Annotated in this window: 18 protein-coding genes, 1 pseudogene and 1 riboswitch; of the genes and pseudogenes, 5 read left to right on the top strand and 14 right to left on the bottom strand. The window is 71.5% G+C overall.

All coding sequences use genetic code 11. The features are described 5' to 3' along the window. Positions 1–72: 72 nt before the first annotated feature. A complete protein-coding gene (locus VFO68_RS30120) occupies positions 73–1,011 on the bottom strand; it encodes a DNA-3-methyladenine glycosylase 2 family protein (RefSeq protein WP_325161795.1) in 939 nt (312 codons plus the stop codon). Between the two features lie 71 nt (positions 1,012–1,082). Here VFO68_RS30120 and VFO68_RS30125 point away from each other — a divergent pair, with 71 nt between their 5' ends. Continuing rightward, positions 1,083–1,799 carry a sulfite exporter TauE/SafE family protein gene (locus VFO68_RS30125; protein ID WP_325161796.1) on the top strand — a complete coding sequence of 239 codons (717 nt, stop codon included), beginning with the start codon at positions 1,083–1,085 and terminating at the stop codon, positions 1,797–1,799. Here VFO68_RS30125 and VFO68_RS30130 read toward each other — a convergent pair. The 6 genes and pseudogenes from VFO68_RS30130 to egtA all read right to left on the bottom strand — a co-directional run bounded on the left by VFO68_RS30130 (position 1,796) and on the right by egtA (position 9,381). After that, positions 1,796–3,424: an alpha/beta hydrolase gene (locus tag VFO68_RS30130; protein ID WP_325161797.1), complete on the bottom strand. Its 1,629-nt coding sequence runs from the start codon at positions 3,422–3,424 to the stop codon at positions 1,796–1,798. The genes VFO68_RS30125 and VFO68_RS30130 overlap by 4 nt on opposite strands. A 103-nt stretch (positions 3,425–3,527) precedes the next feature. Continuing rightward, on the bottom strand, positions 3,528–4,982 hold the full coding sequence (locus VFO68_RS30135) for a cytochrome P450 (protein ID WP_325161798.1): 1,455 nt from the start codon (positions 4,980–4,982) through the stop codon (positions 3,528–3,530). A gap of 87 nt (positions 4,983–5,069) precedes the next feature. Beyond that, positions 5,070–6,026, bottom strand: a complete 957-nt coding sequence (gene egtD, locus VFO68_RS30140; protein ID WP_325161810.1) for an L-histidine N(alpha)-methyltransferase — start codon at positions 6,024–6,026, stop codon at positions 5,070–5,072. A gap of 72 nt (positions 6,027–6,098) precedes the next feature. Further along, positions 6,099–6,800: pseudogene (egtC, locus tag VFO68_RS30145) on the bottom strand (ergothioneine biosynthesis protein EgtC); the annotation flags it as partial. Between the two features lie 2 nt (positions 6,801–6,802). After that, a complete protein-coding gene (egtB, locus tag VFO68_RS30150; protein ID WP_414635603.1) occupies positions 6,803–8,131 on the bottom strand; it encodes an ergothioneine biosynthesis protein EgtB in 1,329 nt (442 codons plus the stop codon). Continuing rightward, the gene (gene egtA / locus VFO68_RS30155) at positions 8,128–9,381 is read right to left on the bottom strand and encodes an ergothioneine biosynthesis glutamate--cysteine ligase EgtA (RefSeq protein WP_325161799.1); all 1,254 of its coding nucleotides are present in this window, start codon (positions 9,379–9,381) and stop codon (positions 8,128–8,130) included. Before egtA ends, egtB begins: the two co-directional genes overlap by 4 nt. A gap of 193 nt (positions 9,382–9,574) precedes the next feature. Here egtA and VFO68_RS30160 point away from each other — a divergent pair, with 193 nt between their 5' ends. Continuing rightward, positions 9,575–10,174, top strand: coding sequence for a helix-turn-helix domain-containing protein (locus VFO68_RS30160; RefSeq protein ID WP_325161800.1), 600 nt, complete (start codon positions 9,575–9,577; stop codon positions 10,172–10,174). Between the two features lie 3 nt (positions 10,175–10,177). On the opposite strand, the gene VFO68_RS30165 is transcribed toward VFO68_RS30160, so the two are convergent. Beyond that, on the bottom strand, positions 10,178–10,711 hold the full coding sequence (locus VFO68_RS30165; protein WP_325161801.1) for a DUF1707 domain-containing protein: 534 nt from the start codon (positions 10,709–10,711) through the stop codon (positions 10,178–10,180). A gap of 166 nt (positions 10,712–10,877) precedes the next feature. On the opposite strand from VFO68_RS30165, the gene VFO68_RS30170 reads away from it, so the two are divergent. After that, positions 10,878–12,206, top strand: coding sequence for a hemolysin family protein (locus VFO68_RS30170; RefSeq protein WP_325161802.1), 1,329 nt, complete (start codon positions 10,878–10,880; stop codon positions 12,204–12,206). Beyond that, entirely contained in the window at positions 12,199–13,248 is a 1,050-nt protein-coding gene (locus VFO68_RS30175) for a hemolysin family protein (RefSeq protein WP_325161803.1), read from the top strand. Before VFO68_RS30170 ends, VFO68_RS30175 begins: the two co-directional genes overlap by 8 nt. Positions 13,249–13,266: 18 nt before the next feature. Here VFO68_RS30175 and VFO68_RS30180 read toward each other — a convergent pair whose 3' ends face one another. Genes VFO68_RS30180 through VFO68_RS30190 form a run of 3 tightly spaced genes read right to left on the bottom strand, consistent with a single transcriptional unit; the run spans position 13,267 to position 15,435 of the window. Continuing rightward, on the bottom strand, positions 13,267–14,091 hold the full coding sequence (locus tag VFO68_RS30180; protein WP_325161804.1) for an aldo/keto reductase: 825 nt from the start codon (positions 14,089–14,091) through the stop codon (positions 13,267–13,269). Between the two features lie 37 nt (positions 14,092–14,128). Further along, a complete protein-coding gene (locus VFO68_RS30185; RefSeq protein WP_325161812.1) occupies positions 14,129–14,704 on the bottom strand; it encodes a phosphatase PAP2 family protein in 576 nt (191 codons plus the stop codon). A gap of 17 nt (positions 14,705–14,721) precedes the next feature. Further along, entirely contained in the window at positions 14,722–15,435 is a 714-nt protein-coding gene (locus tag VFO68_RS30190; RefSeq protein ID WP_325161805.1) for a TetR/AcrR family transcriptional regulator, read from the bottom strand. Positions 15,436–15,546: 111 nt separating this feature from the next. Between VFO68_RS30190 and VFO68_RS30195 the strand changes: the two genes are divergently transcribed. Next, complete coding sequence (locus VFO68_RS30195) at positions 15,547–16,449, top strand: NAD-dependent epimerase/dehydratase family protein (RefSeq protein ID WP_325161806.1); 903 nt, start codon at positions 15,547–15,549, stop codon at positions 16,447–16,449. A gap of 3 nt (positions 16,450–16,452) precedes the next feature. Here the strand turns inward: VFO68_RS30195 and gcvP are convergent, their stop codons facing one another. The 3 genes from gcvP to VFO68_RS30210 form a co-directional block, all read right to left on the bottom strand. Further along, positions 16,453–19,329: an aminomethyl-transferring glycine dehydrogenase gene (gene gcvP, locus VFO68_RS30200; protein ID WP_325161807.1), complete on the bottom strand. Its 2,877-nt coding sequence runs from the start codon at positions 19,327–19,329 to the stop codon at positions 16,453–16,455. Between the two features lie 177 nt (positions 19,330–19,506). Beyond that, a riboswitch (glycine riboswitch) is annotated at positions 19,507–19,601 on the bottom strand. 98 nt (positions 19,602–19,699) lie between these two features. Continuing rightward, entirely contained in the window at positions 19,700–20,266 is a 567-nt protein-coding gene (locus VFO68_RS30205; protein ID WP_325161808.1) for a MerR family transcriptional regulator, read from the bottom strand. A gap of 180 nt (positions 20,267–20,446) precedes the next feature. Then, positions 20,447–20,863 (bottom strand): bifunctional nuclease family protein, encoded by a 417-nt coding sequence (locus VFO68_RS30210; RefSeq protein ID WP_325161809.1) that lies wholly within the window; start codon positions 20,861–20,863, stop codon positions 20,447–20,449. Position 20,864 lies beyond the last annotated feature (1 nt).

Consider the following 20,864-nt stretch of genomic DNA (forward strand, 5'->3'; position numbering starts at 1 on the left):
CGCCGGCAACTCGGGGGCTGGCGCCGGCAACTCGGGGGCTGAGGGCGGCACCTGGGGTGCTGGGGCGGCAAGTCAGGTGCTGGCGGCGGGAACTCGTTCGGGGTGGCGGCCGCTGATCTCGCCGGTTTGCATTTCGCGGCGGGTGCGGAAGAGGACGGCGACCCAGGTGCGGTAGGGGCGCCAGGTGTGGGCGATGCGGGAGAGGTCAGCCGGGTCGTCGGTGTGATAGGCGGCGGCCATCTCCTCGTGGAGGCGGCGTTCGGCGGTGGGAAAGCCGTCGGGGTGGGCGGCGCCGCGGAGCAGGGTCAGCTCGGCGGAGAACGGGCCGATGCCGGGGATCCGGCGTAACCGGGCGAGGGCAGCCTCGACGGGCATGGCCCGCAGGGTGTCCGGGTCGAGTTCGCCGGCCAGGGCCGCCCGGGCGACACCGCGCAGCCGGTCGCTCTTGACCTCGTTGACCAACGGGACGCGATCCAGGGCGGCCAGCGTCTCCGGGCCGGGAAAGGCCGGCAGCTCGACACCCTCGACATCGACCATGGTGCCGAGGCGGCGGGCGAGCTGGTCCTTGATCGCGGCCGCCTGCACGATCCGGATCCGGTGACCGATGATCGTCCAGCAGGCCGCCTCGTACGGCGAGTGGAACGCCACCGGCCGAAGGCCCGGGTAGCGACGCTGCAACTCGGCCACCACCGGGTCACGCCGGCCCACCTCGGCGAACCCGGAACCGTCCACATCGAGCGACAGGATCCGCCGGGCATGCCGCACCGCTGCGTCCACATCGGACGGATCGCCAGCCACCCGTAAACACACCGGCTCGTCCGGACCACGTTGCCGGGCCACGACACCGACCGGGCGCCAGGACGGCGCGGCCGGGAACGCGAACCGCAACTCCCCCGGCCGCCCCGCGGCGTCCGGCCGGGACGCGGGCGTGAACCCCTCGAGGAACCTGGCTGAGGCGGCCAGGTCGAACGGACCGGACACGGCGAGCTTCGTCTCATTCGCGGTCTTCATGGGAACACCGTGACAGAGGCCACCGACAATTCGCCGAGCGCTGCCCGGTCGCCGGGCGAAGGATGGCAGGCATGTCGTCGACGCTGCTGATCGCGGGCCTGGTCCTGACGCTCGGCGGCATCGTGCAGGGGGTGATCGGGTTCGGCCTGGCGCTGGTGGCCGCGCCGGTGCTGGCCCTGATCGCCCCGGAGTTGCTGCCCGCGCCGCTGCTGCTCGCCGTCCTGGTCCACACGGTGTTGACCATGGTCCGGGAGCGCGAGCACGTCGACTGGCACGGCGTCGGCTGGGCGATGGTGGGCCGGTTGCCCGGCACGGCGGCCGGGATCCTGGTGGTCGACGCGCTGCCGCAGCGTGCCTTCTTCGTCGTGGTCGGCGGCGGCGTGCTGGCCTTCACCGCCCTGTCGATGCTGTCCTGGCGGCCCAGGCCCACCCCGCAGGCGCTGGTCACCGCCGGCGTGGTGAGCGGGGCGTTCGGCACCGCGATGGCCATCGGCGGCCCGCCGGTCGCCCTGCTCTACCAGCACGAGCACGGCGCCCGGATCCGGTCGACGCTGTCCGCGTACTTCCTGCTGGGGGCGCTGGTCTCGGTGGCCGGGCTGACCATGGCCGGCCACCTGGACGGCCGGGACGCCGCCTCGGCCGCCGTCCTCGTTCCCTTCCTGCTCGCCGGTTTCGCGCTGTCCGGGCCCGCCCGCCGGCTGGTCGCCGGCGGGCGGATCCGTTACGCGGTGGTCGGCCTCGCCGGGCTGAGCGCGTTGGCACTCATCGGGCGCAGCCTGTTCGGTTAGGACCGGTCGCCGTTGACCGGACTGGTGCTCGGGATGAACGGGAACGGCGGCGTGTTCGGATGGCACACCGTGCCGGGTCCGGGCAACCGCAACGAGATCAGGTAGTTGGTCGCGATGTTGTCGGTGCAGGTGCTGAACCCGAGAATGGTGTGCCCGAAGGCGTCCGCGCTGACCAGGTGCGCGTTGCCCAGCTCGCGGCTCATCCGCCGGGCGAACTCGTACTGCGTCGCCGGGTCGTAGTAGTTTCCGTACAGCAGCACCGGGTTGGGCGTGCGGCGATTCCACGGTCCACTGTAGACGTCGCGGTCGCGCAGCGGCCAGTTCGGACAGATGGCCGGGTCGGCCCAGGCCTGGTAGCGGCCGAACGTGGCCATCTGCCGCTCCCACTGGTCGGCTATCGACGGCACCCGGTTCGCGTTGTGGCGGAACGGCTTGTCCGTGCAGTTGACCGCGGCGTAGGAGTCGTCGGCGGTGTACGGCGTGTCCGGCCGGATGTCGAGCCGGCCGAGCTTTGCCTTGCTCAGCACGGTTTGCACGGCCTGGCTGGAGACCGCGCGGCGCTGCGCGGCGGCCGGCGGATGGATCACGTCGTACAGGCCCTGCAGTGCTTCGGCGAGGTCGGCCAGCGCGGTCAGGTCGTAGAGCGTTCCGGAGACGGTGTCGGTGAACACGTCGATGGCCACCACGGTGCCGTCCGGCAGCGTGATGGGACCGTTGCGGCGCAGGTGGTTGCGTAGCTCGTCGAACTTCGCCCGGGGGCTGCCCTCGCTGAACGCGCAGGCCGCACCCACCGCGTCGCAGCGCGACAGGAACGCGTCGAGCGCGATCTCGAACCCGTTGGTCCGCTGCCGGTCGTACTCCAGTCCGTCGTGCAGGCGCAGGTTCGGGTCGACGTTGCCGTCCAGAATGATCGCCCGGGACCGGTTGGGAAACAGGTTCACGTAGGTGGCGCCGATCAGCGTGCCGTAGGAGAAGCCCAGGTAGTTCAGTTGGGCGTCACCGACGGCCGCGCGCATCAGGTCCAGGTCCCTGGCGACGTTCTCGGTGGACATCTCCTCCAGCAGTGGGCCGGCGAAGGTGGCGCAGAACCGGCCGTAGTCCCGCAGCGCGTCCAGCGTGGAGCGTTCCTCCTGGCGGGTGATCGGGAGCAGAGCCATCCGGCTGAACACCGCGTTGGCGTCCTCCTGGGTGGCGAAGCAGCGCAGCGGCGTGCTCCGGGCGACCCCGCGCGGGTCGAACCCGATCAGGTCGAACCGGTCCAGCACGGCCGGCTGGAAGATCAACTGTCCGATGGTGGGCAGCCGGTAGCCGCTGCCGCTGGGACCACCCGGGTTGAGGAACAGCGACCCGACCCGGTTGGCCTGGTCGTTGCCCGCCCTGCGCATCAGGGCCAGGTTGATCGAGCCGCGGTTGGGCCGGTCGTGGTCCAGCGGTACGACGTAGTTGGCACAGCTGAACCGGAACCGCTCCTCCGGCGGGACGTTGGAGATGTCGGCGGGGGCGCACGCCCCCCACACCACCGGCGCGGCCGCGCGGTCCGGCGCGGCGGCCGCGGTTGCCGCCGGCAGCCCGACCACGAGTGATCCGGCCAGGGCGGCGGCTGTCGCCAGGTGTCTGACAGCCATGCGTGCGAGAGCCATGGTGTGCCTCTCTTCCCTCTGAACGCGAGCCGATGTCGCTACAGAACGGAACGAGAGTCACACGCTTGGGAGTCAGTCGCTACGTCCGTTAGTTGGGACCAGGCACCCTGTTCAGCGTGATCGGCAGGTCGTCCTTCGGGAACGGCAACGAACTGAACCCCCACCGGATCTCGTAGTCGGCCGGGAACCGCCAGTGGAAGTGGCGCAACATGGCGTCCAGCACGGTTTTCACCTCGAGCATCCCGAAATGCATGCCGATGCACTTGTGCACGCCGCCGCCGAACGGGAGCCAGGCGAACCGGTGCGAGCGGTCCTCCCGGCGCGGCTCGTCGAAGCGCTCGGGATCGAACCGCAGCGGGTCCGTCCAGTACTCGCCAAGCATGTGGTTGACCCACGTGGCGAGCACGATCGTGGTGCCGGCCGGGATGTAGTGGCCGAGGATCTCGGTGTCCCGCACCGCGATCCGGAACGGCCCGGGCGCCGGCGGCACCAGCCGCAGCGTCTCCCTGATCACGAGGTCGAGGGTGTGCAGTTCCTCGAGTGAGCTGAGGTCCAGCGGCCGGTCGCCCCTGGCCAGCGACTCGGCGCGGGCCCGGTCCTGCCATTCCGGGTGCTTGCCGAGGAAGTAGCTGGCCGCGCTGGCGGTGATCGTCGCCGTGTCGTGCGCGGCCATGATCAGGAAGATCATGTGGCTGATCACGTCGGCGTCGCTGAACCGCTCGCCGTCGTCGGACTCGGCGTGGCACAGCGCGGAGAAGAGGTCGTCGTCGGAGCCGGCGCGCTTGGCCGGGAGCATGCGGGCGAAGTACTCCTCGAGGACCTTGCGCCCCCGCAGGCCGGCCCGCCACTTGCCGCCCGGCACGGGAAACCGCAGGATGGCCGACCCGGCATGGGTGCAGGCGAGGAACGCCTTGGCCAGCCGCCTGCGCTCGGCGCCGACCTCGGCGGCCATGAACACCTCGGCGGCGATGTCCAGCGAGAGCCGTTTGATCGTCGGATAGAACGGGAACCGGGTGTGGGCGGGCAGGCCGCCGATCGCGGAGTCGGCCAGCGCGGTGATCGTGCCGAAGTATCCGCCGAGCCGGTCCTGGGTGAACGCCTGCTGCATGATCCGGCGGTGCGACAGGTGCTCCTCGAAGTCCATCAGCATCAGGCCGCGGTGGAAGAACGGGCCGATCAGGAAGTCCCAGCCATGCCCGAAGGCCTTGTCGCGGTTGATGAACACCTGCTGCAGCGCGTCCGGGCCGGTGACCTGCACCATCGGAATGCCGAACATCGGGGCCCAGGACACCGGGCCCAGCTGCCGGTACTTCCGGTGGGCGAAGGCCGGGCCGTAACGCAGCGACTCCAGCACATGCCCCAACCAGGGCAGCCCCCGTTCACCCGGCACGGCCTTGAGCCCGCTGCCCGGCGGCGGCGCCGCGAGGACCGCCGGGCGCTCCGGGATGTGCCGCAACACCCGGTCCACGACTCCGTCATCGACGATGTCGACCAGCCGCGAGTTCTCCGGCCGCTGCCCCACGTCCTGCCGCGCGATGACCATCCCCGCCTCCTCGCCCGACGTCCGGTCTCCCCCCACCATCGCCTAGATCCACCCACACCTCAACCACCCGGCCCAAACTCGCGGGGGTCAGGTGGACCGGGCGAGGGTCAGGGCGAAGCGGGTGGCGGAGTCGGTGTAGTGGTGGGTGGGGGTGAAACCGGCGGCGGTGAGCTCCTCGGCGATGGTGGCGGGGCGGAACTTGGCGGAGATCTCGGTGTGCAGTTCCTCGTCCTGGGCGAAGGCGATCTGCAGACCGAGCGCGGGGATCTGGACCCGCATGGGGCGGGTGGCCCGCAGCCGCATCTCGATCCACTCGTTGACCGGGTCCCAGAGCGCCACGTGGGCGAAGGCGTCGACGTCGAAGTCGGCCGACAGCTCGCGGTTGAGGACGCGCAGCACGTTGCGGTTGAACTCGGCGGTGACGCCCGCGGCGTCGTCGTAGGCGCGGACCAGCGTGTCCGGATCCTTGACCAGGTCGGTGCCGAGCAGCAGCCACTCACCGGGGTCGAGCACGTCGCGGATGGAGCGGAGGAACTTGGCGCGCTCGTCCGGCAGCAGGTTGCCCAGCGTGCCGCCGAGGAAGGCGACCAGGCGCAGCGGTTCACCGGGCAGCAGACCGAGGTGCTCGGTGAAGTCGCCGACCACACCGTGCACCGCGGCGGTCGGGTACTCGGCGTGCAGCGCGGACGTGGCGTCCCGCAGCGCCGTCTCGGACACGTCCAGCGTCACGATCTGCCGCAGGGTCGCGTTGTCCCGCAGGGCATCCAGCAGCAGGCGGGTCTTCTCCGAGGACCCCGAGCCCAGCTCCACCAGGGTGTGCGCCCCGGTGATCCGGGCGATCTCCGCCGCCCGGGCGTCGAGGATCTCGCGCTCGGCCCGGGTCGGGTAGTACTCCGGCAGCCGGGTGATCTGCTCGAACAGCTCACTGCCGTGCGCGTCGTAGAACCACTTGGGCGGCAACGTCTTCGGCGTCGCGGTGAGGCCACGCCGCACGTCCGCGGCCAGCGTGCGCAGGGCGTGGTCCTCGGGCAGGTGCACCTCGATGACCGGCTCACCGGCCTGCTCGAGCGGCGTGATCCGCACCGAGGGCCGGCCGGCGGCGTCCAGCTCGGCCACCACGAGCTGCCGGTCGGCCACGGCGGACCAGCGCGGGTCGTCGTCCCACGGCTCGCTGGCCACCACGACGGCGTCGTCGGTGGTCAGCACGGACAGCGAGTGCCACCACCTGGTCGCCACGATCACGCGCCCGTCGGTGAGCAGCAGGTTGAGCCGGGAGTCCGGCGCGGACGCGGCCACCTCGCGGGTCACCGCGGCGACCGCCTCCTCGGGCGGTTCGCCGGCCCGCAGCCGGTCCCGGAGCAGGGCCCACAGCAACGCGCTGTCGGTCGGCGCGTCCAGCGTGACCAGATCGACCACCGGCAGCCGCCCGGCCAGCCCGGCGACGCTGTGCGGCCAGCCGGAGATCCTTCCGTTGTGGCTGAACAACCACCGGCCGTCGGTGAACGGCGCGCACGCGGTGTCCAGCACCGGCATGCCCACGGTGGCCGAGCGGACCGCGGCCAGCACGGCCGAGCTGGCGGTCGCGGCGGCCACCGAGGCGAAGCCGGTGTCGGTCCACAGGGGAACGCCCCGCCGGTACCGCACGGGTTCGCCGGCGCCGTCGGGATACCACCCGACCCCGAACCCCTCCACGTTCACCGTTCCGCCGCCACGCATGTCGGCCGGCGCCCAGGTCTGCCGCTGCAGCGAGTGCGGCCGGTCGAACAGCAGGTCCGGCAGCGCCACGCGCGGACCCAGGTACGCGAGATGTCGGCACATGGCTACCCCCGCTCCTCTCGGGACGCGTCCCGGGCACACCGGAAACCGGCGAAGATCTGCCGGCGGATCGGGTAGTCCCAGTTGCGGAACGTGCCCCGGCAGGCCACCGGGTCGGTGCCGAACGACCCGCCGCGCAACACCTTGTACTCCGGTCCGAAGAACACCTCGGAGTACTCCCGGTACGGGAACGGGGCGAAACCGGGATAGCCGTGGAAGTCCGAGCCGGTCCACTCCCACACGTCGCCGATCAGCTGGTGCACCCCCAGCGGGGAGGCGCCTGCCGGGTAGGCCCCGACCTCGGCCGGACCGAGGTGCCGCTGCCCGAGGTTGGCGTGCTCCGGTCCGGGATCCTCGTCGCCCCAGGGGAACCGGCGGGACCGGCCGGTCGCCGGGTCGAACCGGGCGGCCTTCTCCCACTCGGCCTCGGTGGGCAGCCGCCGGCCGGCCCACGCCGCGTAGGCCTGCGCCTCGTAGAAGCACACGTGCACCACCGGCTCGCCGGCGGCGATCGGACCTACCACGCCGAACTGGTCGCGCAGCCAGCCGTCACCGTCGCGCAGCCAGAACCGGGGCGCGGTCAGGTTGGCCCGGTTGCGGTGCGCCCAGCCGTCCCGGGACCACCAGCGCGGGTCGTCATACCCGCCGGCGGCGATGAACTCCGCGTAGGCGCCGTTGGTGACCGGTGTGGTGTCGATGAAGAACGGCTCGACGTGCACCTGGTGCGCCGGGCGTTCGTTGTCCAGGGCCCACGGTTCGGTCGAGGTGCCCATGGTGAACGGCCCGCCGGGCACCAGCACCTCGGGCGCAGCCGGCCGGGCGCCCGGCGGGGTCGGCGCGGCGGCGAGCACCGGTGGACCGGTCCGCAGTTGGTGGGTGGCCAGCATGGTCTCGTCGTGCTGCTGCTCGTGCTGGGCGATCATGCCGAAGGCGAAGGCGTTGTCCACCAGCGGCCGGCCCTCGAGCCGGACCCGGTCCAGCACGTCGAGCACCTTGTCCCGGACCTCACGCACGTAGGTGCGGGCCTCGGTGGGCGACAGCAGCGGGAGTTGCGGGCGGTTGGCACGCGGATGCTGGAAGGCGTCGTAGAGCTCGTCGATGTCGCGGCGCACCGGCTCCCGGCCCCCGACGTCGCGCACCAGCCACAGCTCCTCCTGGTTGCCGATGTGCGCGAGATCCCAGACCAGCGGCGACATCAGCTTCGAGTGCTGGCGCACCAGATCGTCCTCGTCGACGGCCTCGGTCAGCGTGGTGCTGCGGTCCCGGGCCCGGCGCAGCTGCGCGGCCACCTTGTCCCGCATCGCCTCGACGGTCACAGCTTCCGGCATGGTCATGCTTCCCCTCCGTTGCTCGCCTGGCCCCGTGCTGCCCGGCGCAGCACCCGGTCGAGATCCGCTGTGATCGATTCGACAACCTCCTTGCCCAGACCGGTTTCCGGCAGCGCCTGGATGCCCAGCTCCAGCACCGGCCCGGCCACCTGCGCGATCTTCTGGTCGGCGAGCCCGGCCCGGGCCGCCGCAAGCCACCGGTCGGCGACCGGCCGGCAGAGTTCCACCACGGTGTCCACAGTGGCCTGGGACGACATCAGCGCGCTCAGCAGTGCGACCGGCGCCATCCAGTCCGCACCGGACTGGGTGTCGAGGTAGCGCACCTCGAAGTAGCCGTGCGGGCGGACCGGCGTGAACATCGTCGTCACGTGATAGTCCAGGTCGTCCACGGTCGGCAGGTGGCCGAGCGCGCCGTCGAGCCAGTCCGCGAACGTCGTTCCCGCCGGGGCGTCCCAGCACTCCCCCGGGCCTCGCACGCACAGCAGCGGGGTGTCGAGCACCCGCCGGGCCCAGTCCCGCACCGGATCGTCCGAAATGGCCGATGGCGCGCTGCGGGCCGGATCCACGGCGAGCACCGACCGCAACCGGTTGGACGCCCACCCGGTCGCCCGGCCGGCGAGGTCCGGCGAGTTGGCGAACGCGGCCACCAGGACCGGACCCAGCGAGCAGACCGCCGCCCAGCGCCGCGCCAGGGTGTCCGCCTCGCCGGCGTCCAGGCACACCTGCAGGGCGGCCGTGCAGCACATCATGGTCATGCCGTGCGGACCGATCGGCGTGAAGGCGCGCTCCATCGCCGCGTAGCGCGGGGTGTCCAGGATGCGCCGGGGCGAACGGTGCGGATCGGTGCCCGATTGGCCGAGTACGAGTCCTTCCGCGGCCAGCAGTTCGACGAGCACACCGAGATCGGTGCTGACGTTGTCGAACAAGTCGGCAAGGCTGGTCTGGGGAAGCGCGGAGATCTCGACCTGCCCCCCTGGCTCAAGCGTCAATGGTGAGCCCGCGGGGAGCGGAAGCTGGGGACTGTCAGGAACCAGCGTGCGTGGTGCGTAGGGGCCGAGTGCGGCGCGAAGATGGTCCGCATCGAGTGGCCGCCGCGGATCGTCCCGGTGGTGGACGGTCCATTCCAGCTCGATGCCGGTCAGTCGCGGAGGTCCGTGCTTGAAGCAGACCGACGCGACGTAGGCCTCCGCTTCCACCCGGTCGCGCAGGCGGCGGCGCTGCGGCTCGGCGATGTTCGCAGCCCGAAGTGCGGTCATGTCTCCCCCCTTCAGGATCGAAATCGAAGCTACACGCGCGGGCCGACAGTTTCGAAAACTCGTGGTACGGCCTCCGGTCAACCCTGACCGAGCCCGGTGACATCCGCATGACACGCTGCTCCGTTCGGGCGAACGGTTACTCAATACGTACGTACGGATTGCTTCTGCCTGGCCCTACTGACACGATCAACGGATGCCACGGGTCAGCCAAGACCACCTCGACGCGCGGCGCCGGCAGATCCTGGACGGCGCCCGGGCGTGCTTCGCCCGGCACGGGTACGAGGGCGCCACGGTCCGTCGGCTCGAGGATGCCACGGGCCTGTCCCGGGGCGCGATCTTTCATCACTTCCGGGACAAGGAGTCGCTGTTCCTGGCGCTGGCCGAGGACGAGGCGCACCGGATGGCGGCGGTGGTCGCGGAGCACGGCCTGGTCCAGGTCATGCGGGATCTGCTGGCGGCGCCGGACGAGCAGGGGCCGCAGGGGCACCCGGCGGACTGGCTGGGCACCCGGCTGGAGGTGTCCCGCCGGCTGCGCACCGACCCGGAGTTCCGGGCGCGCTGGGCGGAGCGGGCCCGGGAGCTGACCGCCGCGACCCGGCAGCGCCTGCTGCGCCAGCGGGAAGCGGGCAAACTGCGCGACGACATCGACGTCGACGTGCTGACCTCGTTCCTGGAACTGGTGCTGGAGGGGCTGGTCTCGCACCTGGCGATGGGGCTGCCGGCCACCGACCTGGACCGGGTGCTGGACCTGGTCGAGGACAGCGTGCGCCGGCACCGCAAGGGTCAGGGTTAGACCCTAACCACGCAGGATCTTGAGGTTGCCGAACGCGCTCAGGCCGCTGAGCTGGATGACCGGACCGTCGGGCGCCCGGCCGCGCCCGGCGGCGGCACGCTTGCCGAGGAGCACCCCGCCGTCGTCGAGCACGGTGGCATCCGGGCCGATCATCAGCTGGACCTTGCCGCAGAACGAGGACGCCCGCACGACCAGGCGCTCGCCCCGGCGCAGGCCGGTCAGGTCGAGGATCACCGCGCCGAACACGGCCCGGACCTGCAGCGGCCGGGCGTCCGGGACCGGGGCCTGGCAGACCTTGCTGAACACCGAGGTGATCGGCTTGGGCGGCAGGTCGGGCACCGGCACCGGGAGATCGGCGACGGCCGGCACCAGCTCGGCCCTGGTCCGGGCGGACCAGATCGCCGCGGTGCGCTCGTGGTGCTCGGTCCAGGTCAACCGGCCGTCGGCGACGGCGGCGTCGACCACCGCCGCGGCCCGGGCGCGTTCGGTGTCCGACACGCGCAGGGTCAGTGCGTCGTTGGGTTCCCGGTCGGCCATCGCCCCACCTCTTAGCTCTGGAGATTCTCACAGATTGTGACATAGACTCTCCGCGGCTGGGAATCACCGGGGACCTTCCTGCCGGGCCGGCCAGGTCCCTCTACACTCGGCGGAGTTCTGCCGGACCAGTGCGTCTTCCCGTGAATGTCGAGGTGTGACCCCCGCTGTGACCAGTGTGGTCCTCAGTGTGTTCGGCCTCGTCGCGGTCGTCCTGTTGACGCTGGGCACGGCGGTGTTCGTCGCCGCCGAGTTCTCTCTGACCACCCTGGAACGCAGCCAGGTGGACCGGCACGCCGAGCAGACCGGCGACCGGGCCGCCCGCAACATCCAGCGGGCGCACCGGTCGCTGTCCTTCCAGCTCTCCGGCGCCCAGCTCGGCATCACGATCACCACGCTGATCACCGGCTACATCGCCAAGCCGGCGATCGCGACGCTGATCGAGCCGGTGCTCACGGCGGTCGGCCTGTCGGACGCCGCGGCCACGGCCATCGCGATCGTGCTGGCGCTGCTGCTGGCCACGTCGCTGTCCATGGTGTTCGGCGAGCTGGTGCCGAAGAACCTGGCGATCGCCCGACCGCTGCAGACCGCCCGCGCGGTGGCCACCATGCAGGTCTGGTTCTCGTCCACGCTCCGCTGGCTGATCCACGGGCTGAACAGCTCGGCCAACTGGATCGTCAAGCGGTTCGGGGTGGAACCGGCCGAGGAGCTGCGGTCGGCGCGCTCGCCGGAGGAGCTGGGCTCGCTGGTGCGGTCCAGTGCCCAGCAGGGCACCCTCGACGTCGGCACGGCGACCCTGCTGGACCGCTCGCTGCGCTTCGGTGACCGCACCGCCGACGAGCTGATGACCCCGCGGGTGCAGGTCGAGGCGCTGCGCGCGGACGCGAGCGTGATCGACCTGATCGAGCTGGCCAAGCGCACCGGGTTCTCCCGGTTCCCGGTGCACGGCGGCGATCTGGACGACGTGCGCGGGGTGGTGCACGTCAAGCAGGTGTTCAGCGTGCCGGTCGGGCAGCGGGACACGACCCGGGTGGTCTCGCTGGCCCGGCCCGTGCTCACCGTGCCGGAAAGCCTCAACGGCGACACCCTGCTCGACCGGTTGCGCAGCTCCAGCCTGCAGGCCGCGCTGGTGGTGGACGAGTACGGCGGGACCGCCGGTCTGGTCACCCTCGAGGACCTGGTCGAGGAGATCGTCGGGGACGTGCGCGACGAGCACGACCGGCGGGAGACCAGCCCGGTGCGCACCCTGAGCGCGAACAGCTGGATCGTCTCGGGGCTGCTGCGCGACCACGAGGTGGCCGAGGCCACCGGGTTCCACATGCCCGACGGCGACTACGAGACGCTCGCCGGGCTGGTGCTGGCCCGGCTCGGCCGCATTCCCGAGGTCAACGACGAGGTGACGGTGAACGGCTGGCGGATCACCGTGCTGCGGATGGACAAGCACCGGGTGGCCGAGCTGCGTGTGGTGCGGACGGCCGAGGCGGATCAGCATGAGTGATTTTCTGGCGCTGCTGGCCACGCTGTTTCTGTTGCTCGGCAACGGGTTCTTCGTCGGCGCCGAGTTCGCGATCATCACGGCCCGCAGGGACCGGCTGGAGGCGCTGGCCGAGGACGGGCACCGGCGGGCCCGCACGGTCATCGCGGCCGGCCGCCAGCTGCCGCTGCTGATCGCCGGGGCGCAGCTGGGCATCACGGTGTGCTCGCTGGCTCTGGGCGCGCTGGCCGAACCGGTGGTCGCCCACCTGCTGGAGCGGCCGTTCGCATCGCTGGACATCCCGGCGGCGGTGCTGCACGGCGTGGCCTTCGCCGTGGCGCTGGCCATCGTGGCGGCGCTGCACACCGTGATCGGCGAGATGGTGCCGAAGAACCTGGCCATCGCCGGTCCGGAGCGGGCGGCGATGCTGCTGGTGCCACTGCACTTCGGGTTCTGCCGGCTGGTTCATCCGGTGCTGGGCCTGTTCACCGCGATCTCGCAGGGCGTGCTCAAGCTGATCCACGTCGAGCCCAAGGACGAGTTGGAGAGCGCCTACACGCACGACGAGCTGGCCACGCTGATCGCCGAGTCCAGCCGGGAGGGTCTGCTGGACGTGGCCGAGCACCGCCGGCTGGCCCAGACCCTGTCCACCACCGGGCGCACGGTGGCCGACGTGCTGGTGCCGCTGCCGGAGGTGCGCACCGTGCCGGTCAACCCCACCGTTGGCGAGGTCGAGCAGGCCGTGGCCGAGACCGGGTTCTCCCGCTTCCCGGTGCGGATGCCGGACGGGCGCCTCAACGGCTACCTGCACGTGAAGGACGTGCTCGACCTGGCCGGCGAGCCCGGGACGACGCCGGTGCCGTGGGCGCGGGTGCGCGGCCTGCCCGAGCTGCCCGGCGACAGCCGGGTGGACGAGGCGCTCGCCGTGCTGCGCCGGGCGCAGAGCCATCTCGGCAAGGCGGTCGGCCCGGACCGCACCGTGCTCGGTGTGGTGGCGCTGGAAGACCTGGTCGAGGAGTACGTCGGCACGGTGCGGGACGGCACGCACATGGGGAACGGGAGCTGACCGTCCACAGGGGACGGTTCAGCTGAAGGTGTCCGGATCCAGGCCGGTGCGCCGGCCGTTGTTCAGCTCGTCGATCGACGCGAGGTCGTCCTCGGACAGCTCGAAGTCGAAGACGTCGATGTTCTCCCGGATTCGCGCCGGCGTCACCGACTTCGGGATCACCACGATGTCGCGCTCGATGTGCCAGCGCAGCACGATCTGCGCCGGCGTCCGCGCGTACTTCTGAGCCAGACCGAGGATCGTGCGGTCGCGCAGCAGCCGGCCCTGGGCCAGGGGGCTCCACGCCTCGGTGGCGATGCCGTGCTCGGCATGGAAGGCGCGCAGCGCGGTCTGGATCAGGTTGGGGTGCAACTCGATCTGGTTGACCGCGGGCACCACGTCGGTCTCGTCGAGCAGCCGGCGCAGGTGTGCGATGTGGAAGTTGGACACCCCGATGGACCGCACCCGGCCGTCGGCCCGCAGCTTCTCGAACGCCTTCCAGGTTTCCACGAACCGCGGCCGGGCCGGGGTCGGCCAGTGGATCAGGTACAGGTCCACGTAGTCCAGCCGCAGCCGGCGGATGCTCTCGTCGAAGGCGCGCAGCGCGCCGTCGTAGCCCTGGTCGTCGTTCCAGAGCTTGGTGGTGATGAACAGTTCCTCGCGCGGCACACCGGCCTCGGCGACCGCGGCGCCGACCCCGGACTCGTTGCGGTACAGCGCCGCCGTGTCGATGCTGCGATATCCGGCCTCGATCGCCGTGCGCACCGCCGCCGCGACCGACTCGTCGGGCACCTGCCACACGCCGAGGCCGAGCATCGGCATCTGCGCGCCGTCGTTGAGGGTCAGCGCCGGAACGGTGCTCATCGGCCACCTCCGGTGCTCAACCTACCGCGATCATGGGCTACGGGAGGAGGAGAAACACCGCGCCACCCACCACCGGACCGAGCAGGGCGCCGATCACGACCTGCGCGACCGTGTGGTCGGTCAGCCGCACCCGCGACCAGCACACCAGCGCGAGCGGCACGAGCAGCAGCAGGTAGCGCGGGCCGAACAGCAGGATGATCAGCGTCATCGCGCCGGCGGCGACGGTGGCGTGCAAGGAGACCTTCCACCACCTGGTGATCACCAGGCAGACCAGCAGGGTGGCGATCATCGAGGCGGCCATGGCGATCACGTCCCGGGGCGCCCGGCCGAACAGCATGATCACCAGCCCCACCGCGGCCGAGGACAGCCCCATCAGCAACGGCAGCGCGCGGTGCTCGCGGTCGCGGATGTGATGGCCGTCCCAGCGGCCCTGCCGGGCACCCCGGACGATGAAGATCATCGGAAGCACGCTGAAGAACACCGCGGTCAGCACCCACCACAGCAGGGTCGGACCGGCCGCGTAACCGGTGGCCTGCCAGGCGACCGCGAGCGGCAGCACGGTCACGACGACGGCCGGGGACAGCACCTCGGTGACGATCCGGGCGAGACGCATGCTCACGGCGGGGAAGCCTATCCACGCAGGCCGACGAAGGCGCCCATGACCCGGACCTGATGATCGAACCAGTCCCGGCGCTCGTCGATGGTGTCGTTGAAGCGCCCGAACAGTTCGAAGCTGATCGCGCCGAACAGCTCGGTCCAGCCGATCAGGCCGCGGGCCGCGACCGCAGCGGGCACGTCCATGGTGACCGCCTCGGCCACGCGATCGATCTCGACCCGGAGCGCGGCCGGGATGGCCGGCGCAGCACCGGTTTCAAGGTCGAGCCGGCCGGCGGCCTTGGCGTCGGCCATGATGGCGCCGAGCACGACCACCGGCCGGGTGGCCGGCCCGATGGTGTCCTCCGGCGCGGCGTAGCCGGGCACCGGACTGCCGTAGATCAGCCCGTACAGGTGCGGTTGGGCGACAGCCCAGTCGCGCAGCGCGTGCGCGACCGCGACCCACCGGGCCAGCACGTCGGTCCGGTCCGGGATCGCCGCGTCGGCCGCCTCGGCCGCCTCGCCCATCGAGTCGTACGCGTCGATGATCAACGCGGTGAGCAGCTCGTCGCGGCTGGGGAAGTACCGGTAGAGCGCGGAGGAGACCATCCCGAGCTCGCGAGCGACCGCGCGCAGGGACAGCGCGGCGCCCTCCTGGGCGATGTGCCGGCGGGCCACGGTTTTGATCTCGTCGATCATCTCCGCCCGGACCCGCGCCCGGATCGAGCCCGCCGTTGTCTGGTCGGCCATGACCTAGAGTGTCGCACACATTCGAGAGCACTGCTCTTGACACGGCCCGGCGATCCCGAGAGTATTGGTTCGAACAGAGAGCATTGCTCTCTCACGAGACAAGGGGTCACCATGGCACTTCACGCGATCGTCGGCGCCGGAGCGGTGGGCCGGGCCGCGGCGACACTGCTGGCCGAGCGGGGCGAGCAGGTCCGCATCATCACCCGGTCCGGCAGCGGACCGGACCACCCGTCGATCGAACGGATCGCCGCGGACGCCACCGACGCCGAGCGGCTCACCCAACTCGCCACCGGCGCCGTCGCCCTCTACAACTGCGCCAGCCCGCTCTACCACCGCTGGCACAGCGACTGGCCGCCGCTGGACGCCGCCCTGCTCACCGCCGCCGAGCGCACCGGCGCGACCCTGGCCGTGGTGTCGAACCTGTACCCCTACGGCGCGGTGGACGGACCGATGACCGAGTCCACCCCGCAGACCGCCAGCCACCCCAAGCTCAAGCTGCGCGGCGACATGTGGCGCGAGGCGCTGGCGCTGCACGAGGCCGGCCGGATCCGGATGACCGAGGTGCGCGGCAGCGACTACCTGGAGGCCAACGGGCTGTTCGCCTTCGCCCTGGCCAAGCCGCTGCTCGCCGGCAAGCGGGCCTACCTGCCGCTGCCGCTGGACGTCCCGCACAGCTGGACCGCCATCGCCGACGTGGCCCGGCTGCTGACCACGGTGTCCACCGACGAGCGGGCGTTCGGCAAGCTCTGGCACGTCCCGACCAACCCGCCGCTGACCGTCCGGGAGCTGGCCGAGCGGTTCGCCCGGGTGCATGGCCTGCCCGCGCCCAAGCTGACCCAGCTGCCCTACGCCGTGCTGTGGACCGCGGGCCTGTTCGACCCGATGATGCGCGAGTTGCGCCACACCCGGTACCAGTTCACCGCGCCCTACGAGCTCGACTCCACCGCCGCGCAGCGCACGTTCGGCATCGCGCCCACCGACCTGGACGTGATCCTCAAGCAGATCTCGGCGTAGGCCTCAGCCCTGGTAGGCGTCCAGGGGCGGGCAGGAACACACCAGGTTCCGGTCGCCCTTGGCGCCGTCGATGCGGCGGACCGGCGGCCAGATCTTGGGACCGGAGGCGCCGTGCGGGTACGCCGCCTCCTCCCGGCTGTACGGGTGGTCCCACTTTCCGGCGATGGCCGCGGCGGTGTGCGGGGCGTTGCGCAGCGGGTTGTCCTCCGCAGGCCACTCCCCCGAGCCCACCCGGCCGATCTCCGCCCGGATGGCGATCATGGCGTCGCAGAAGCGATCCAGCTCGGCCAGGTCCTCGCTCTCGGTTGGTTCCACCATCAGCGTGCCGGCCACCGGGAAGGACATGGTGGGCGCGTGCAGGCCGTAGTCGGCAAGCCGCTTGGCCACGTCGTCGACGGTGATGCCGGTCGCCTTGGTGATCGGGCGCAGGTCCAGGATGCACTCGTGCGCGACGAACCCGCCGGCGCCCGCGTAGAGCACCGGGAAGTGCTCGTCGAGCCGGCGCGCGACGTAGTTGGCCGCCGCCACCGCGGTCATGGTCGCCCGGCGCAGTCCGTCCGCACCCATCATCCGGACGTAGGCCCAGGAGATCGGCAGGATCGACGCGCTGCCCCAGGGCGCCGCGCTGATCGGGCCGACGCCGGTGGCCGGGCCGGCGGTGGGCTGCAGCGGGTGGTTCGGCAGGAACGGAGCCAGGTGCGCGCGCACCCCGATCGGACCGACACCCGGCCCGCCGCCGCCGTGCGGGATGCAGAACGTCTTGTGCAGGTTCAGATGCGACACGTCCGCGCCGAACTTGCCGAACCGGGCCAAGCCGATCAGCGCGTTGAGGTTGGCACCGTCCACATAGACCTGACCGCCCGCGTCGTGCACCAGCGCGCAGACCTCGCGCACGGTGTCCTCGTACACCCCGTGCGTGGACGGGTAGGTGATCATGATCGCGGCCAGGTCGGCCCGGTGCTCGTCCACAGTGGACCGCAGGTGGTCCATGTCGATGTTGCCGCCGGTGTCGCACTTGACCACGACGACCCGCATGCCGGCCATCACGGCGCTGGCCGCGTTGGTGCCGTGCGCGCTGGCCGGGATCAGGCACACGTCCCGCTCGCCGTGGCCAAGGCTGCGGTGGTAGGCCCGGATGGCCAGCAGGCCGGCGAACTCGCCCTGGCTGCCGGCGTTGGGCTGCAGGCTCACCGCGTCGTAGCCGGTCAGCCGGGCCAGCCAGCCCTCCAGGTCGCCGACCAGCTCGAGCAGCCCGGCGGCGTCCTCGACCGGGGCGAACGGGTGCAGCTCGCTGAACTCCGGCCAGGTCACCGGCTCCATCTCGGCGGTGGCGTTGAGCTTCATCGTGCACGAGCCGAGCGGAATCATGCTGCGGTCCAGCGCCACGTCCTTGTCCGACAGGGTGCGCAGGTAGCGCAGCAGCGCCGTCTCCGACCGGTGCGTGCGAAACACCGGGTGGGTGAGGAACTCCGAGGTTCGCGCCAGGGCCGCCGGGATCGCGTCCGGCGTGCGCTGGTCCAGTTCGTCCACATCCGGTGCGGCCACGCCGAACGCCTCCCAGACCAGGGCCAGGTGGGCCCGGGTGGTGGTCTCCGCGCAGGCGATGCCGACGTGGTCGGCGCCGGCCAGGCGCAGGTTCACGCCCCGCTCGCGGGCCGCCGCCACCACCTCGGCCGCGCGGCCGGGCACGTGCGCCAGCACGGTGTCGAACAGATCGGCGTGCACCACCTCGACGCCGCCCGCGCGCAGCCCGGCGGCCAGCACGGCGGCCATCCGGTGCGCCCGGGTCGCGATCGCCACCAGGCCCTCCGGCCCGTGGTAGACCGCGTACATCGACGCCATCACGGCGAGCAGCACCTGGGCGGTGCAGATGTTGCTGGTCGCCTTCTCCCGGCGGATGTGCTGCTCCCGGGTCTGCAGCGCGAGCCGGTAGGCCCGGTTGCCGTCGGCGTCGACGCTCACCCCGACCAGCCGGCCGGGTAGCTGCCGCTCCAGGCCGGACCGCACGGCCAGGTAGCCGGCGTGCGGGCCGCCGAAGCCGATCGGGACGCCGAACCGCTGGGTGGAGCCGACCACGGCGTCCGCGCCGATCTCTCCGGGTGACCTGAGCAGCGTCAGCGCCAGGATGTCGGCGGCCACCACGACCTGCGCGCCCCGCTCGTGCGCGGCCTCGATCAGCCCCGCCTGGTCGCGCACCGCGCCGCTGGCCCCCGGGTAGGACAGCAGCACGCCGAAGAACTCGCCGTCGGGCAGCCCGGCGGACAGGTCGGCCACCACGATCTCGATGCCGAGCGGCTCGGCCCGGGTCTCGATCACGGCGATGGTCTGCGGGAACGTGTCGGCGTCGATGAGGAACCGGCTCGACTTCGACTTGCCGGCCCGGCGCAGCAGGGTCATCGCCTCGGCCGCGGCGGTCGACTCGTCCAGCATCGAGGCGTTGGCCACCGGCAGTCCGGCCAGGTCGGACACCATGGTCTGGAAGTTGAGCAGCGCCTCCAGCCGGCCCTGGGAGATCTCCGGCTGGTACGGGGTGTAGGCGGTGTACCAGGCCGGGCTCTCCAGCACGTTGCGCAGGATCACGCCCGGGGTGAGCGTGCCGTAGTAACCGAGCCCGATCATCTGCACCATCGGCCGGTTGCGGCCGGCCAGGGCGCGCAGCTCGGCCAGCGACTCGGCCTCGGTGGCCGGCGCGGGCAGCTCGATGGCCAGCTCGCGCTCCCGGATCGACTCCGGCACGGCGTGCTCGACCAGCTCCTCCAGCGAGCCGACGCCGATGACGTCCAGCATCTGGGCCAGCTCGGTCGGCCGGGGGCCGACGTGCCGGTCGGCGAACGGGGTGCCGTGCTCGAGAGCGGCGAGCGGGATGCGGTCTCGAGTCATCTGGTGCGCCTCCGGTGGTCGAGGTCGGGCCGCGGACGGACGCCCGCGAACCCTCCCCCTCTGTCCCTGCCCGCGTGGGGCGCCTGAGAGCTTCGCACAGCGAACTGGAAACGTGATCCCAGCGCACTGGACTTGCACCTTCGGCGGGGCCTGGTCCGGCCCACTTTCCAGAGGCGTCTCACCCGCGCGGTCCTGGATGCCTGAGAGGTTCCGGGGAGGGAGTTGCTCCTTCGGCGCCGGGCTTGCGGCCCGGTCTCTCCCGCGCGGGATTTGCGACTACACGGTCCAGCGTACCGCGTGATCAGCGCTTATCCGGACCAACGCTGCGGCGTTGTCGTGCGGATCTCATGCGTAACGAGGTCGTGCCGCATTATCCGACGTGACGCGCCTTTCGTCGGGCGGTCAGCTCGTCCTCGGTGGCCGGCTCGACGACCCCGCCGTCGGCCCGCTCGGCCGGGAACTCGTGAATGGTGCCGTTGATCTCGCGCATCGCGCCGCTGACCGCGATGCCGAACACGCCCTGGCCGCCGTGCAGCAGGTCGACGATCTCCTCGGGCGAAGTGCACTCGTATACCGAGGTGCCGTCACTGAACAGGGTGATGTTGGCCAGATCCTTCACCCCGCGGCGGCGCAGGTGCTGCACCGCGACCCGGATGTTCTGCAGCGACACGCCGGTGTCCAGCAGCCGCTTGACCACCTTCAGGACCAGCACGTCCTTGAACGAGTACAGCCGCTGCGAGCCGGAGCCCTTGGCGCTGCGAATGGTGGGTGCCACGAGACCGGTGCGGGCCCAGTAGTCGAGCTGGCGGTAGGTGATGCCGGCGATCTGGCAGGCGGCCGGGCCCCGGTAGCCGACCAGATCGTCCGGGGCGGAATCGTCGGGGAACAGTTCACCCTGCTCACCGCCGGCCACCCCGGCCGGACCTTGCTCGATCACGCGTGCCTCCCCACGGTGGGCCCCCGAATCCGCGAATCACATCCTGGCAATTCGCACACCCATGACGGTAAATGGGCCGGCCGGAGCGGTCAACGCGACGCGCGGACCGGCGACCCTAAACCTCAGGTTCAGGTCGACGGTTGGGCCGAACGGATTATCGGAGCCGGTGGGTGGGGGAAATCAGGTGTCGGCGCCGCGGAAGTCCTCGGGCGACACCGAGTCGAGGAACTCGCGGAACTTCTCCACCTCGTCCTCCTGCTCGTCCGGGATGATCAGCCCGGCCTCCTGGAGCACGGAGTCCTCGGCGTGGATCGGCACGCCGATGCGCAGCGCCAGCGCCACGGAGTCACTCGGCCGGGCGGACACCCGGACGTCTCCGTCGAACACGAGCTCGGCGAAGAAGGTGCCCTCGCGCAGGTCGGTGATCCGCACCTGCTCGAGCTCGCGGCCCAGCGCCCCGATCACGTCCTTGAGCAAGTCGTGCGTCAGCGGCCGGGCCGGGCGGACGCCCTGCTGCTCGAGCGCGATGGCCGTGGCCTCGACCGAGCCGATCCAGATCGGGAGGTAGCGCTCACCCTCGGTCTCACGGAGCAACAAG

Origin of the sequence: Actinophytocola sp., assembly GCF_035712165.1 — a bacterium.
GTDB lineage: Bacteria > Actinomycetota > Actinomycetes > Mycobacteriales > Pseudonocardiaceae > DASYTH01.